Genomic DNA, 16,172 nt, shown 5'->3' on the forward strand with positions numbered 1-16,172 from the left:
AGAAAAATTCTGGCAGTTATTTTAGTGTGTAGTAAAATTAATAGTATATTTGTCGAATTTCCAAGGAAATAATCAAAAAATGGGGATGGTATGAAATGAGAGAAAAAATTGAATTAGAGTTAGAAAGAATTGAAGAAGAGAATGATGTGAAAATTTTATTTGCAGTGGAATCGGGGAGTCGTGCTTGGGGATTTCCATCGAAAGATAGCGATTATGATGTTAGGTTTGTTTATATACATCCGGTAGAATGGTATTTATCAATTCATGATAAACGTGATGTAATTGAATATCCAATTAGTGATGACTTAGATATAAGTGGCTGGGATATTAAAAAGGCATTACAACTGTTTGCGAAGTCAAATCCAGCTTTACTTGAGTGGATTCGATCACCAATTTTTTATTCGAAAAACTCTAACTTTCCAGAGCAGCTTCAGCAAATGAGTGAAAAGAATTTTGATCCAAAAGCAACGATATATCATTACTTACATATGGCTTCAAAAAATTATCGTGAATTTTTGCAAGGCGAGAATGTAAAGTTGAAAAAGTACTTTTATGTATTACGTCCTATTTTAGCTTGTCAGTGGCTAGAAGAGAAAGGGACATTACCTCCAGTAGAATTTAATCGTTTGATTACAGAACTATCTATAGAACGTAGTGTATTGAATGAGATTGAGAAGTTGTTAATAAAGAAAAAAGCGGGTACGGAATTAGATGTTGGATTGAAAATTCAAGTGTTAAATCAATTTTTAGAAGAACAAATTGATTATTATCAGCAATACGTGAAAGGGATTGAAAAGGGATTAGGGATTGATATTGAGAGTTTGAATACACTATTTAGAAATATGTTGTTTGAAGTAAATAAAAAAGAGCACAAGTAAATTTGTGCTCTTTTTTTATCCCGCTATTTGTGGGAGCCTTACTGCCCGTAAACGCCTGATTGGTGTGGACTAATAATCAGCTGGGGATGCACCTCAACACTGATTAAAGTTTCACTTTATTTTGTAGGAATAAAGAAAACAGATATAGCTGCGATAAGACCTGCAAAAGAGAATAAGTAAAAATTCCATGCTAAGTCATATTGCATTGTCATAATAATACCGACAAGAATAGGTCCAGCAATTGCACCAACTCGGCCAAGTCCAAGTCCCCAGCCTAAGGAGGTAGCTCGTATATGTGATGGGAAGTATTGTGTTACATAAGCATTTAATATTTGAGTAATACCGACTGATCCAATTCCAGCAAGACCAATTAAAAGATAAATGATTGTAACAGATGGTTTAATTGTTAGTAGTCCAATACATATGGCTGCCATAAGATAGGAGATGCTAATAACAATTTTTGCTCCTATACGATCGGCAATCGCCCCAGCAAATAATGCGCCGATAGCTGCAGTAATATTTAGCATAAGTAGAAATGATAAACTAGATCCAAGAGGATATCCTGCCTGACGCATCATCTGTGGTAACCAAGTATTTAAACCGTATATTAAAAACATTCCCATTATATAAGTGATCCAAAAAAGTAGCGTTGCTTTTATGTATTCTTTTGAGAATAACGTAAGAAATCCATTTTTCTTTTGTATATTAGATGGTGCTTCAGAAATTTCATCTTTTACATGGAATTCAATTTGAAAGCGATTAAGAATTTTGTTCACTTCTTCTTGTCGATTCCGCGATAATAAAAATTGAATGGACTCAGGTAAATAAAGAATAATGAAAGGAATGAGGAGTAGCGGAATCATTCCGATGCCAAACATAATTCTCCATCCGAAATCTTCTAACATAAACATGGATAAAATAGCACCTAACACGATACCTAAAGGATAGCCGGTAAACATAAGAGCATAAATAAAAGATTGCCGTTTTTTTGATGAATATTCAACAGTAAGTGCGGAAGCCGTTGGGATAACACCGCCTAATCCGATTCCTCCGATAAATCGAGATAGCCCAAATACTTCAGGAGAAGGAGCAATTGCAGCTAAGCCCATTGTGATAGAAAAAAGAGCTAAACAGCATATAAGTGTCCACTTTCGTCCAATTAAATCTGTAATGGTTCCGATTAGAATAGCGCCAATAAACATCCCAAATAGAGCATAGCTGGCAATTGTTCCAGCTTGAGCTGGTGATAGTGCCCAGCTGTTGTCTTCTAAAAGCTTTGGCAGAACGGCACCGTAAATACCTAAATCATATCCGTCAGCTAGAATGGCGAGCCAACAAATAAAAACAACAAGTTTTGTAATAGAGCTTGAAAAGATAGTTTCTGTAGATTCTAGATGAGGTGGAGCAGAAGGTTGCATAGTATTCACCCCTTTTATTTGTAGATGAATATATTATTTTATTTACTGTTAATATTCCCCTTCTTATGTCGAAATTTATATGAAAAGGTGTCATGAAAAACAAAGAAGTTCAACAGGATTCTTGTTGAACTTCTTTGTTTTTTTATTCGTTATCAACTCGTTTTAATGGTTGATCTGCTGGCCCTTCCATAACATCGCCATCAATTGAAAAACGAGAACCGTGGCAAGGACAATCCCAAGTACAATCACCGTTATTCCATTCAACTTCACAGCCGAGGTGTGTACAAGTCGTATCGACGATATGTAGTTTTCCTTCTTTATCTTTATAAGCACCTGCTCGTTTACCGTTGACATGTACAACGGATCCTTCGCCAACTTCAAGATCCTCTGGTTTACGTAATGCAGTTTCAAGTTTCCCTTCAATTAAATGTTTAGCAACATCAATGTTTTGAGAAAGGAATGTTTTTATATCTGGATTTGCATGAAAGCGTGATGGTGCAAACAGCTCTTTATATGGGCTGTGGACTTTTAGAATGGAATCCTTCAGTAAATGAGCTGCAGCAGTTCCTGTTGTCATTCCCCATTTGCGATATCCAGTTGCAACAAATATATTTGGATTGCTTTCGTTAATATGTCCGATATAAGGGAGCTTGTCTAGCGTAATCAAATCTTGCGCTGACCATCTATAGGGAACTTCATCTAATCCAAAAGTTGCTTCAGCAAAAGAATAGAGTGCTTCATAATGAAGCATCGTATTTATTCCCTGTCCCGTTTTATGGCTCTCTCCGCCAATCAAAATCAACTTTTCTCCATTGTTTGTTATATAGCGTAAGGAGCGTTTTGGATCATCAATACTTAAATACATGCCACCTGGATAATCTGTTTTTGCTTTTATTGCAAGAGCATAGGAGCGTTCTGCGTACATTCGCGTAAAGAAAAAGCTATTCGCATCATAAAAAGGAAAGTGAGAACAAGAGACGACATATTCACAAGTGATGCGATGCCCCTCTTTTGTAATTACTTGTGGATAATCTCCTTTTTCCACATCCATAGCTGTTGTTTGTTCATAGACCTTTCCTCCCATCTCCACAAACTTTTCTAAAAGTGTTTTCAAATAAAGGAGGGGGTGGAATTGCGCTTGATTTTTCATTACAAGTGCAGATTGTACTGGAATAGGAATCGATAGAGATTGAACATAGTCACAAGGTATATTTAATTTTTGATAAGCTTCATATTCTTTCGATAAATTTCTTAAACCGTTATCAGTAGTTGTATACAAGTATGAATCTTCATTTGAAAAATTACAGTCGATTTTATATGTTTGCACAGTGTCATTTATGAATTGTAGAGCATGATTATTTGATTCATAGTAAAGCCTGGCTTTTTCCACACCGAAATGATTTATTAATTCATCGTAAATAAGATCATGTTGTGCTGTTACTTTTGCTGTTGTATGCCCAGTCGTTCCGTTTAAAATACGACCAGAATCAATTAAAACAACATCGATGCCTTCTTTTGCAAGTAAATAGGCAGTAGTAATACCTGTAATACCAGCACCGATAATAGCAACTTTTGTCTTTATATTTTCGGATAAACGAGGGAAAGTAGGAAACTGAGTAGATTCAATCCAATAAGATAGCGGCAGTTGTGGAAATGTATCACTTGTCATTGCGGAAACCTCCTGATTTTAGAACAATTTTCCTTTTAATATTTCCATAATATATGAAATTCATGTGTGTTGTTTTAGAAGTAGTCTATTTTTATTAAAAGAGGTTATAAATTATTTTAATATAATTAATTAGATGGGGCATTATGAAGTGGTAGGATTTATATAAAACTAAATTCAAGTGATTCTGTTTGTTGATTACATAGGGAGTTATTGAATGAGATAGAGTCTATGGCGTTTAAGAAAATGTCTATATATAGTGGGTAAATCCTTATGGAATCTATACATTTTCTTTAGTGAAATAAAGTATGATTATAAAAATATAACCACCTTTTATTACTAGGTCATAAAAGGTGTTGACAATATAGAAATTCTATTGTTATGATTCATCATGTGGAAAGGTTGATAGAGAGTAAAAAGAGAAATGTTTTTCATTGATAATAAAAGCGAAAAATAAGTGACGATAGAGTGAGTATATTTTCCTTATAATAGATGCTTTTTGGATCATCTAGTAAAATCAATCTGGAAGCAAGAATTGATATATGTAAGTTGCGCAAGGCGCGGCATAAGAAAGGAGCAAAAGGATGAAGGAGCTTCATACGTTTGGGTGGTATGCAGCACGTGTATCACCACATTTGCCGAAAAAAGCATTTAAACCAGTGCCTACTCGTTTATTTGGTGGACTGGCTTATTTGCTTGTGGCATTGGCGGGGTTAATATCGATTGGTGTATTTGAATTGAATGTGTGGGCGAATCTAGGAATTGCGATTGTTCTTGGATTATGTTTTGCTTCACTTGGATTTTTAGGGCATGAAATTTTACATGGAACTGTTGTAAGAAAGGCATGGCTTCGTGATTTCTTAGGCGCGATTGCATTTATGCCATTATCAACAGGACCAAAACTTTGGAGAAAGTGGCATAATGCAACTCATCATGTTCATACACAGCATGAAGAGAATGATCCAGATGCATGGCCGACACTTGAGAAGCTTAAAAAAAGTAAGTTTTTAAGTTGGGTATATCGTATGCCTCTTCATGTACGTTCATTCTTTAGTTTCCTGTCACTAACAATTCAATTTACATTGCATTCAACTCGAATGTTCTTTCATTTTATAAAAGAATTTAAGTCATCGAATCAAAAATCTGTATGGCTTCAACTTCTTTTGCCTTGGACAGTTTGGATTAGTTTATTATTTATTATGGGACCTGGAAAATGGTTATTTGCATATGTGATTCCGTTGTTAATTGCTAACTTTATTGTAATGGCATATATCGCAACAAATCACCGCTTAAATCCAATTGTTCCAGTAAATGATCCGTTAGCAAACTGTTTATCAGTAACAGTGCCGCGCTGGGTAGACGTTTTACATTTCAATTTCTCGTATCATACAGAACATCATCTGTTCCCTGCTATGAGCTCTAAATACTATCCGTTAGTAAAAGAGAAGATTAAAGAAATGTGGCCGGAACGTTATCACGAAATGCCGATGACAAAAGCATTGGCAGCACTTTGGAATACACCACGTGTGTATTATCACGGAAGTGAATTAGTTGATCCGCATAGAGAACATTTCTACGGTTCTTTAGGAAATGGATTAGACCCTCATAATATTTCATATCGTGAGGAACATATAGAAGAAAAAGAGAGTATTAAAAAAGTAAATCAGTAAAATTTGATATATTTTGCAGTGAAAAAGCAAGCCATCTCAGGCTTGCTTTTTTTTATAAAGAAACTTCTTTTTTATTCTTTGTATGGACTTGGATAGAGTTTGTCTCTTTGCGCTGTAATCGTTTTTCTAAAAGGTTAACAAAATAAGTAAATAGGAGAACGAGTACGAGATAATATAAACCAACGATTACATATGTATCTAATTGTTGGAAGTTACTTGCGGCAATTGATAAACCCGATCCCCATAATTCGGACAGTCCTACGTAAGCAACAAGTGAGGAATCTTTCAATCCAATAATAAATTGATTACCTAGAGGAGGAAGAGATAGACGAAATGCTTGTGGTAATATAATTCGGCGCATCGCCAAAGGGTAAGGCATGCCTAAAGAGCGAGCAGCTTCTAATTGTCCACGGTCAACGGATTGAATGGATCCACGGAAAATTTCGGTAATATATGCACCGTTATGAATTGCTAAAGCAATTGCTCCTGCCCAAAAAGGGGTGAACACAACAACAGATGTAATACCAAAATAGAGAATTGCGATTTGAACAATTAAAGGTGTACCACGAATAATGGCGATGTAGACATGAGCGATACTATTTAGAACTTTATTGTTAGAGATTCGAAAGAAAGCGAATAGTAATCCAATTAATGAGCCGAGTACTAGGGAAGTTAATGTTAATTGTAATGTGACAATAGTAGCTTTTAAGAGTGTGGGGTAGGTAGAGATAAAAATTTCAAACATGCGTTTCACCTCATAGTGTATAGATTTTAGTAGGGAATGAAATACCCCACATAAAAAGTGGGGCATGATTTATGGAATCTTTGAATAGTTAACTTACTTCGTTTTTGCCTCTTCTCCAAGAATATTACGACCAAACCATTTTTTACTAATCTTTTCGTACGTACCATCTTTAATGATTTCATCTAAAGCTTTATTTACTTTTTTAACCATTTCTTTATCATCTTTGCGAATAGCAATTCCCATTTCATCAAGATTTAATGGTTTTCCAGCTTCTTTTATATTTGATTTACCTTCTTTAATCATTCGAAGACCAACCATTTGATCAGTGATTACTGCGTCCACACGCCCAGGCTCTAAGTCCATAAGAGCGGTAATATCACTATCGTATTCTGTAATTTGATCTGTATGTTTTGAAACAAGAGTTTTAAAGGTACTAGCTTTTACAACACCAATTTTCTTTCCTTTCAAATCTTCTGGAGAAGAGATAGACGTATTCTTTTTAGCTACGAAAATCTGGGCACCAGAGCGATAATATGGGTTTGAGAAACTAACAGCTTTTAATCGTTCTTCTGTAATGGCCATACTTCCTAATATCGCATCATATTTTTTTGATTGTAGACCTTGAATTAGCGTTTCCCACGGATTTGTAATAGGAGCGGGTTTCATTCCCATCTTTTTCGCGAGCGCCTCACCTATTTCTACATCAAATCCGGCAAGTTTTCCGTCATTTTCTTTATAGTTAAAAGGTTTGTATAATCCACTCATCGCATAACGAAATTCCTTTTCACCATTTGATGAAGTAGTCGAGCTTTCCTTACTACAGGCTCCCAGTATGAATGATGTACATAGTGTAATACTCGCAACAATGGTTAATAGTTTTTTTTTCATAAGACCCCTCCTATATATTGATCATACGGATGGTTTTAAGTATGTTATCGAGATATTTTATTTGGACAATTAGTTGTGCACCGTATGAATGTATTTCTTTACGTTTGAAATAGAAGTTACATTATAAAACGTTACGTAAAAACTGTTTTACTCGTTCATGTGATGGAGCTGAAAAGAATTGCGCTGGCGGAGCATCCTCTACAATTTTTCCGTCATCCATAAAGATGACGCGATCAGCTACATCTCTTGCGAAATTCATTTCATGAGTAACAATCACCATTGTCATTCCTTCTTCAGCAAGTTCTTTCATAACTTGCAATACTTCTCCAACGAGTTCAGGGTCTAAGGCTGAGGTAGGTTCATCAAATAGCATAATTTTAGGATTCATAGCAAGAGCTCGTGCAATCGCAACGCGTTGTTTTTGACCACCTGAAAGTAGGTGAGGAGTTACATCCGCCTTATCTTGTAGGCCGACTTTTTGTAGGAGTTGATTCCCAACGTCCTTCGCGTCTGCTGTTTCCAATTTTTTTACGTGAATAGGTGCTTCTATGATGTTTTCTAGTGAGGTCATATGAGGAAAGAGGTTAAAGTGTTGAAAAACCATACCGACATTTTCACGGACTTTGTTTAAATTTGAATGCTTTGGATCAATTCGTTCACCTTGTAAGTGAATTTCACCTTCATCGTACATTTCTAAAAAGTTAAGACAACGAAGTAATGTACTTTTGCCGGAACCACTGGCACCGATTAAAACAACAACTTCTTTTTCTTTTACTTCTAAATCAATTCCTTTTAAAACATCAAGTGAGCCAAATGATTTTACTAGATTTCGAACTTGAATCATACAAAACCCCCAGTCAAAAATATATTTTACAAATGTTGCCCCTTATTTCTGTTATTAGTCATAAATTGTCAGAATCCTTTATTTTTTTCAGGGGATTTAATATTCAAAGAAATAATGATTTTTAAAATCACTATATCTTTCTATAACGAAAATATGGATAATAATATATAGGTAGTACTTATATTGCTTATAAGAAGGGGGAAAGAAGAGATGGGAAAAGAAAGAAAAACATTTTCCTTTGGCTTGCGTATACAGCTTATGTTATTTACTACAATTCTAGCTTTCATTACATATTCAACAAGTTTAATTTTCATTTACGTTATATATGATTATTTTCAAAGTTATGTAAGTCAAACTGTTTATAATATTATCGTTATGTTATTAGGTGTAGTATGGTCTGGAATTTTAGCGTATGGGGCAGCAATATTTTTAATTAAACCACTTCGAAAGTTGGAAGAAGCAGCAAGGAAAGCGGCTGAAGGTGATATTCGTGAAGATGTCCCATTGCCAAAGACCGATGATGAGATAAAATCTTTAAGTGTTGCATTTAATATGATGCTAGGGAACTTAAGGGGCATGGTAAAAAATATCGATACTACATTTTCGTATACAAATAATCAAGTTCAGCAAATTAGAAAACAAACAGGTGAAGCGACAAAGCAAGCACAAGGTGTGTCTGAAACCCTTGCGGAGATTTCTTCCGGTGCCGAGCAATCAGCAGCATCGATTCAAGCGATCGTTTCTACTGTTGATACAACGACTTCTATTGCAAATGAAGTAGAAGGAAAAGCAAAACAGTCTGACGAGTTGTCTTCAGAAATGGTTCAAGCTTTAGGACAAAGTACACGTGTCTTTACTTCTTTAATTCAAGGTATTCAAACATTGGCGAGAGAAAATGAAGATTCGATGGAAAATGTACAGAAATTAGAAGAGCGAATGAAACAAGTTGAACACATTGTTTCTGTTGTGAGTGAGATTGCTAGCCAAACAAATTTATTAGCACTCAACGCTTCTATTGAGGCAGCTCGTGCAGGAGAGCATGGAAGGGGCTTTGCGGTTGTAGCAGAAGAAGTACGTAAACTTGCTGATGAAAGTGATCATTCCGCAAGAAACATATCGCAGTTATTACGGAATATGCAAGATGAAGTACAGCAAGTCGCATTGAAAATGACAGAGCAGGTGAAGACAGCTAAAGAAGAGGCAAAACGCGGAGAAGCTACAGAATTAATTTTAAAAGAAATGTCATCAAGTGTTATGGAAGTAGCCGATGCAACTAAGCAAATTAGTAATTATATGAATGAACAAGTGAATCACATTTATCAAACAGGAGCACAAACAAAGGCTGTAGCAGCAATTGCGGAAGAAACGTCAGCTGGTTCACAAGAAGTGGCACGTGTGACGTTGCAACAGTCTAAAAATATGATAGCAATCGATCAATTATTAAAAGACTTAGAGAAACAATCAGCGGATTTAAAACAAACAATTGAACGGTTTTCAATGTAAAAGGGAAGAACAGAATGCTGTTCTTCCCTTTTTTTAGCTAGATTTAATATCTACAGTTAAAAAGTATAAACTATGAACGTTTCCGCAACATTCTTTTCTGTCCCTTTCGGATGAAAATTATAGCGAGCTATAATATTAAAAGGGGTGTCTTTTATGAAAAAAGAAAAAAGACAACGATTAATTAAACAATTTGTAAAGGAGTATGAAATAGAGAAGCAAGAAAGATTAGTAGAATTGTTAGCAAAAAAAGATGTATTAGTAACACAAGCTACAGTTTCTCGAGATATTCGTGAGTTAAATTTAACGAAGGTACCTTCTCAAGAAGGATTAATGATATATAAATTTTTCTCAGAAGAGCATTTACAAACTGATATAAAGTTAAAGAAAAAATTACGAGAGGTTGTTGTAAAAATTGATTGTGTAGATCAATTAATGGTTATTAAAACATTACCCGGTAATGCACATGTTATTGGTGTTTTGTTTGATGAGCTAGATTGGAAAGAAAAAATAGGATGTGTATGTGGAAATGATACATGCCTTATCATTTCTCAGTCAAAATCAGATAGGGAGATTTTAGAAGAAAGGTTAAATTTAATTATTTAGATGCAAAATCCTGTTTTTAATAAAAATTAAAAACAGGATTTTTGTTTAAATACGGAAGTTAAATATTCAACATATATGCGTAATATATGTGTTTTTTTATTGAAAAATCGGGATGAAGTGTTATAAAAATACAAATTCATATGATTTTAAAAAAATAACTTGTTTAATATTTCACAATGATAATGTGGATGCTTTCACAAAGATGAAGGCGCGTAGCATTTATTATGTACTTGTAAGACATCAAACATATTTAAAAGGAGGTACAACAAATGAAGCATCCGATACATGTTACTTCAGAGATTGGGGAATTACAAACAGTTTTATTAAAACGACCTGGTAAAGAAGTGGAAAACTTAACGCCAGATTATTTGCAACAATTATTATTTGACGATATTCCATACTTACCAATTATTCAAAAAGAGCATGATTATTTTGCACAAACATTACGCAATCGGGGTGTTGAAGTTCTTTATTTAGAAAAACTAGCTGCTGAGGCATTAGTAGATAAAAAACTTCGAGAAGAATTTGTTGATCGTATTTTAGAAGAAGGACAGGCTGACGTAAATGTTGCACATCAAACTTTAAAAGAATATTTACTTTCCTTTTCAAATGAAGAATTAATTCAAAAAATTATGGGTGGTGTACGGAAAAACGAGATTGAAACAAGTAAGAAGACACATTTATATGAATTAATGGAAGATCATTATCCGTTTTACTTAGACCCAATGCCTAATTTATATTTTACTCGTGATCCAGCAGCTAGCGTGGGCGATGGATTAACGATAAATAAGATGAGAGAACCGGCGCGTAGACGTGAATCATTATTCATGGAGTACATCATTAAATATCATCCAAGATTTGCAAATCACAATGTGCCAATTTGGCTAGATCGTGATTATAAGTTTCCAATTGAAGGTGGCGATGAGCTAATTTTAAATGAAGAAACAATTGCAATTGGAGTATCTGCCCGTACGTCAGCTAAAGCAATTGAACGTTTAGCTAAAAATCTTTTTAGTCGACAAAATAAAATTAAGAAAGTGTTAGCAATAGAAATTCCAAAATGCCGAGCATTTATGCATTTAGATACAGTGTTTACAATGGTTGATTATGACAAGTTTACAATTCACCCAGCCATTCAAGGGCCAAAAGGAAATATGAATATTTATATTTTAGAAAAAGGTCCAGATGTGGAAACTCTTAAAATTACACATCGCACTTCTTTAATGGAAGCATTAAAAGAGGTATTAGGTTTAAGTGAATTAGTTCTTATTCCTTGTGGAGGAGGAGATGCAATTGCTTCCGCTCGTGAACAATGGAATGATGGTTCTAATACATTAGCAATTGCGCCAGGTGTAGTTGTTACATATGATCGCAACTATGTATCCAATACGTTATTGCGGGAACATGGTATAGAAGTCATTGAGGTGCTAAGTTCGGAATTATCTCGTGGGCGTGGGGGTCCACGTTGCATGAGTATGCCAATTGTTCGTAAAGATATTTAGTATAAATAACGGAGAAAGTAGGGATGAAGTATGTTAATGACTAGACCAAATTTAAAAGGAAGAAGTTTTCTAGCTGAAAAAGATTTTACACAAGAAGAATTATTATATTTTCTAGATTTAGCAGCAGAATTAAAAGAGAAAAAGAAAAACGGTGTCTCACATCATTATTTAGAAGGTAAAAATGTAGCGCTATTATTTGAAAAAACCTCTACTCGTACGCGATGTGCATTTACAGTAGCATGTACAGATTTAGGTGCGAACCCTGAATATTTAGGGAAAGGTGATATTCAGCTTGGAAAAAAAGAATCCGTAGAGGATACAGCAAAAGTGTTAGGACGTATGTTTGACGGAATTGAGTTTCGTGGATTTAATCATGAAACTGTAGAATCTTTAGCACAAAATTCTGGTGTACCGGTTTGGAATGGATTAACAGATATGTGGCATCCAACACAAACACTTGCAGATTTATTAACAATTAGAGAACATGTAGGGAAATTAAAAAATGTGAAGCTTGTTTACGTTGGAGATGGACGAAATAATGTTGCTAATAGCTTACTAGTTGGTGGAGCGATTGTTGGAATGGATGTACGTATTTGTACACCGGAATCTTTATGGCCAGAGCAAGAAGTAATTGATTTAGCAAAAAAATATAATGAACAGGTAATGATAACAAGTAATGTGGAAGAAGCTGTTGCAAATGCAGATGTAATTTATACAGATGTATGGGTGTCTATGGGAGAAGAAGAAAAATTTGCTGAACGTGTCGAGTTATTGAAACCTTATCAAGTAAATATGAAAATGATTAAAGAAACAGGGAATGAAAACGTGATTTTCTTACATTGTTTACCCGCATTCCATGATGTTGAAACGATGTATGGTGAGGAAGTTTATGAGAAATATGGGCTGAGAGAAATGGAGGTAACTGACGAAGTATTCCGCAGTAAACATTCAAAAGTATTTGATCAGGCTGAAAATAGAATGCATACAATTAAAGCGGTTATGGCAGCTACTTTAGGAAACATGGAGTAAAGAAGAAAGGGGGTCTTCCTTTCTTCTTTCTCCTCCTTTAGACACTATCATTCACTATTGCTTTCGTATTGTTATTGCAATTAAAGAGAGGTGAGTGGAATGGGTGAAGATAAGAAATTAGGGTTGTTTACATTAACGGCGCTTGTAGTGGGGTCTATGATTGGCGGTGGAGCATTTAATTTAGCAAGTGATATGGCAAAAGGTGCTGGTGCTGGAGCCATTATTATTGGTTGGGTTATAACAGGAATTGGGATGATTGCGCTTGGATTATCTTTTCAAAATCTAACTGTAAAACGGCCAGATTTAGATGGTGGTATTTTTAGTTATGCAAAAGCAGGATTTGGGAATTTTATGGGATTTAATAGTGCGTGGGGATATTGGCTATCTGCCTGGCTTGGTAATGTAGCTTACGGCACATTATTGTTTTCTTCATTAGGGTATTTCTTCCCAATCTTTGAGGGCGGTCAAAATGTAGCATCCATTATTGGTGCAAGCGTATTATTATGGTGTGTTCACATGTTAATTTTACGTGGAGTTCAATCAGCAGCACTTGTGAATTTAGTAACTACAATCGCAAAATTAGTACCTGTATTTGTATTTATTGTTATAGGAATCTTCGCGTTTCATATTGATACGTTCCTAGATGGATTTTGGGGACAAACTGGTTCTTTTTCATGGGGAGCAGTTGGCAGCCAAGTTAAAAGTACAATGCTTGTAACTTTATGGGTGTTCATTGGGGTAGAAGGGGCTGTTGTTTTATCAAGTCGAGCAAAAAATAGAAGTGATGTAGGGAAAGCAACGGTTATTGGCTTAATTGGTACACTCATCATTTACATTTTAATTACATTACTGTCTCTTGGACTTATGCAGCAAGCAGATATTGCTAATTTAAAAAATCCGTCTATGGCTTATTTATTTGAAAGTGTTGTTGGAAAATGGGGTGCTATCTTTATTAATTTAGGTTTAGTTATCTCTGTATTAGGTGCTTGGTTAGGTTGGACTTTACTCGCATCTGAAATTCCGTATTTGGCGGCTAAAGACGGAGTATTTCCAAAATGGTTTGCAAAAGAAAATAAAAATAAAGCTCCAATAAATTCATTATGGATAACAAATGGCTTAATTCAAATGTTCTTATTAACATTCGTCGTTTCCGATCAGGCGTATAACTTTGCATTCTCATTAGCATCTTCAGCTATTTTAATCCCATATGCTTTTTCAGCATTTTATCAACTGAAGCATAGCTTAAAGTCTGAAGAAGCGGATCGAAATAAAAATATAATAATTGGTTTGATAGCAAGTATGTACGGTGTGTGGTTAGTTTATGCAGCTGGTTTAGAGTATTTATTATTAACAATGACTTTATATGCGCCAGGTATTTTTATTTTTTACAATGTTCAAAGGCAAAAGAGTTCGAAGCAAATATTTACTCGAGTGGAATTAGCATCATCGGTAGCAATTGGTGCTTTAGCATTCTTTGCGATTTATGGATTAATTACAGGCAGTATTACTTTATAAAGCGTTGTGAAATCGAAATCAACTGGAGGGCTGAAATATGGCACGAAGAAAAATTGTAGTTGCACTAGGGGGAAATGCGATACAGTCTGGAAAAGCTACTGCGGGAGCACAGCAAGAAGCGTTAGAAAAAACAGCGGAACAACTTGTGAAAATAATGGAAAATGATGTAGATATAGTAATTGCGCATGGAAATGGTCCACAAGTGGGAAATATTTTATTACAGCAAAAAGCTGCAGAAACGGAAAAGACACCTGCAATGCCATTAGATACTTGTGGTGCAATGAGCCAAGGGATGATTGGATATTGGATGGAAAATGCGATTGAAAAGGCATTGAAAAAAAGGAATATAAAAAAAGACGTAGCAACGGTTATAACACGCGTTGTCGTGGATGAAAAAGATGAGGCATTTAAAAATCCAACTAAACCAATTGGTCCTTTTTATACAGAAGAAGAGGCCAGAAGATTAATGGAAGAAACAAAAGCAGTGTTTAAAGAAGATGCTGGCAGAGGGTGGAGACGTGTTGTTCCATCACCGAAGCCTGTAAGTATTCATGAACATAAAGTAATTAATTCTTTAGTTGAGGATGGAAATATAGTGATAGCTGTTGGTGGTGGTGGAATTCCAGTAATTGATTCTGAAGAAGGGTTAAAAGGAACTGAAGCGGTTATCGATAAAGATTTCGCTGCGCAGAAATTAGCTGAATTAGTAGATGCCGATACGCTCGTAATTTTAACTGCAGTTGATCATGTGTATGTAAATTATAATCAACTGAATCAAAAGAAATTAGAGCATGTCACAGTGAATCAATTAGAAGAATACATGGAAGAACAACAATTTGCTGCGGGAAGTATGCTTCCAAAAATTGAAGCTGCTATTAATTTTGTTAATACAAATCCAAAAAGAAAAACAATTATTACGTCTTTAGAAAAAGTATATGAAGCACTAGAAGAAAAAGCTGGTACTATTATTTCTAAACAGAATGTATGCATGTATGTTTAAATAATTATGTACGCTATTTATTAGTAAAAAAGAATGGAGTTAGTAACTTCATTCTTTTTATGTATTAATATTTTTTGTACTCATTGTTCATAAAGTTTTCATGATGAAATCTGAATATATAAGTTAATTATGATAAAATTAAATTTGAATACGCTTTCTTGATTTTTCGCTCCAACATACAGCAAGAGAGAGGGAATCTTATGAATAGACGGAACGTAGTTAAAGATTTAAAGCAATTTGAATTATTTGCTCATTTAACAGAAAAGAAATTGAAAGGTTTGACGGAGTTTGTCTATTGGCGAACTTATAAAAAGGGTCAATTTTTATTTTTAGAAGGGGATTCAAGAGAAAGAATTTACTTCATGTTAGATGGTTTTGTAAAGTTAGAGCGGGTAAATCAAAGTGGAAATTTATTATATGATGACTATGTAAAGCGGTATTCTATTTTTCCTTATGGTGGTATGTTTACAGACAGAGGATATAACTATACGGCAGAAGCGATGACAGATGTAGAGGTATATTATATTCCGACAGTAATTTTTGAAGATATGGTGAAATCTAGTAGGACGCAATTAATGTACGTTGTTCAGCAATTATCATCAATATTAAAACTAAACGAAAATCGAGTGCAAAACATTACAATTCCTAATGCACAAGATCGAGTCATTCAAACATTAAATTATTTAATGCAAGATTTAGGAGAACAGAGTGGCGAAACGATTGTAATTTCATGCCCACTTACAACAATTGAAATATCGAAAATATCTGGTACGTCTCGAGAGACGGTTAGCGGCGTATTAAAACAATTAAAAAACGATAGTATTGTTACAATTCTGGATAAAAAAATTACAATACATAATCCAACATATTTTGAGGAAATCTCTATGTGAAAATTGCATATGGATTTTCTA

The 16,172-nt window shown here is 34.7% G+C and carries 14 protein-coding genes and 1 pseudogene; 10 read left to right on the forward strand and 5 right to left on the reverse strand.

Annotated elements, in window-relative coordinates:
* Positions 1 to 95 precede the first annotated feature (95 nt).
* Complete coding sequence (locus tag ACUN26_RS25980) at positions 96 to 878, forward strand: nucleotidyltransferase domain-containing protein (protein WP_001208227.1); 783 nt, start codon at positions 96 to 98, stop codon at positions 876 to 878.
* Between the two features lie 116 nt (positions 879 to 994).
* Here ACUN26_RS25980 and ACUN26_RS25985 read toward each other — a convergent pair whose 3' ends face one another.
* Both ACUN26_RS25985 and ACUN26_RS25990 read right to left on the reverse strand, forming a co-directional pair.
* Positions 995 to 2,296: an MFS transporter gene (locus tag ACUN26_RS25985; RefSeq protein WP_001183103.1), complete on the reverse strand. Its 1,302-nt coding sequence runs from the start codon at positions 2,294 to 2,296 to the stop codon at positions 995 to 997.
* A gap of 142 nt (positions 2,297 to 2,438) precedes the next feature.
* Positions 2,439 to 3,965: an FAD-dependent oxidoreductase gene (locus ACUN26_RS25990; protein WP_000199981.1), complete on the reverse strand. Its 1,527-nt coding sequence runs from the start codon at positions 3,963 to 3,965 to the stop codon at positions 2,439 to 2,441.
* Between the two features lie 581 nt (positions 3,966 to 4,546).
* Here ACUN26_RS25990 and ACUN26_RS25995 point away from each other — a divergent pair.
* Positions 4,547 to 5,632 (forward strand): fatty acid desaturase family protein, encoded by a 1,086-nt coding sequence (locus ACUN26_RS25995; RefSeq protein ID WP_000661221.1) that lies wholly within the window; start codon positions 4,547 to 4,549, stop codon positions 5,630 to 5,632.
* A 52-nt stretch (positions 5,633 to 5,684) separates the two neighbouring features.
* On the opposite strand, the gene ACUN26_RS26000 is transcribed toward ACUN26_RS25995, so the two are convergent.
* The 3 genes from ACUN26_RS26000 to ACUN26_RS26010 all read right to left on the reverse strand — a co-directional run bounded on the left by ACUN26_RS26000 (position 5,685) and on the right by ACUN26_RS26010 (position 8,109).
* Positions 5,685 to 6,377 (reverse strand): amino acid ABC transporter permease, encoded by a 693-nt coding sequence (locus ACUN26_RS26000; RefSeq protein ID WP_000461553.1) that lies wholly within the window; start codon positions 6,375 to 6,377, stop codon positions 5,685 to 5,687.
* Between the two features lie 93 nt (positions 6,378 to 6,470).
* The gene (locus tag ACUN26_RS26005; protein WP_000728039.1) at positions 6,471 to 7,265 is read right to left on the reverse strand and encodes an ABC transporter substrate-binding protein; all 795 of its coding nucleotides are present in this window, start codon (positions 7,263 to 7,265) and stop codon (positions 6,471 to 6,473) included.
* 121 nt (positions 7,266 to 7,386) lie between these two features.
* Entirely contained in the window at positions 7,387 to 8,109 is a 723-nt protein-coding gene (locus tag ACUN26_RS26010; protein ID WP_000616930.1) for an amino acid ABC transporter ATP-binding protein, read from the reverse strand.
* A 375-nt stretch (positions 8,110 to 8,484) separates the two neighbouring features.
* On the opposite strand from ACUN26_RS26010, the pseudogene ACUN26_RS26015 reads away from it, so the two are divergent.
* From ACUN26_RS26015 to ACUN26_RS26050, 8 genes and pseudogenes are all read left to right on the forward strand, one after another.
* Positions 8,485 to 8,670: pseudogene (locus ACUN26_RS26015) on the forward strand (HAMP domain-containing protein); the annotation flags it as partial.
* Positions 8,671 to 8,685: 15 nt separating this feature from the next.
* The gene (locus tag ACUN26_RS26020) at positions 8,686 to 9,612 is read left to right on the forward strand and encodes a methyl-accepting chemotaxis protein (protein ID WP_406565772.1); all 927 of its coding nucleotides are present in this window, start codon (positions 8,686 to 8,688) and stop codon (positions 9,610 to 9,612) included.
* Positions 9,613 to 9,765: 153 nt separating this feature from the next.
* Positions 9,766 to 10,215 (forward strand): arginine repressor, encoded by a 450-nt coding sequence (argR, locus tag ACUN26_RS26025; protein ID WP_000711836.1) that lies wholly within the window; start codon positions 9,766 to 9,768, stop codon positions 10,213 to 10,215.
* Positions 10,216 to 10,484: 269 nt separating this feature from the next.
* Positions 10,485 to 11,717, forward strand: a complete 1,233-nt coding sequence (gene arcA, locus ACUN26_RS26030; RefSeq protein ID WP_000682324.1) for an arginine deiminase — start codon at positions 10,485 to 10,487, stop codon at positions 11,715 to 11,717.
* Between the two features lie 30 nt (positions 11,718 to 11,747).
* On the forward strand, positions 11,748 to 12,746 hold the full coding sequence (gene argF, locus ACUN26_RS26035) for an ornithine carbamoyltransferase (protein ID WP_000930305.1): 999 nt from the start codon (positions 11,748 to 11,750) through the stop codon (positions 12,744 to 12,746).
* 99 nt (positions 12,747 to 12,845) lie between these two features.
* Positions 12,846 to 14,261: an arginine-ornithine antiporter gene (gene arcD, locus ACUN26_RS26040; RefSeq protein ID WP_000503405.1), complete on the forward strand. Its 1,416-nt coding sequence runs from the start codon at positions 12,846 to 12,848 to the stop codon at positions 14,259 to 14,261.
* 37 nt (positions 14,262 to 14,298) lie between these two features.
* A complete protein-coding gene (gene arcC, locus ACUN26_RS26045) occupies positions 14,299 to 15,261 on the forward strand; it encodes a carbamate kinase (RefSeq protein ID WP_000113957.1) in 963 nt (320 codons plus the stop codon).
* A 200-nt stretch (positions 15,262 to 15,461) separates the two neighbouring features.
* Positions 15,462 to 16,151: a Crp/Fnr family transcriptional regulator gene (locus tag ACUN26_RS26050; RefSeq protein ID WP_001081909.1), complete on the forward strand. Its 690-nt coding sequence runs from the start codon at positions 15,462 to 15,464 to the stop codon at positions 16,149 to 16,151.
* Positions 16,152 to 16,172: the final 21 nt, after the last annotated feature.

Source organism: Bacillus sp. WC2503 (assembly GCF_052682895.1).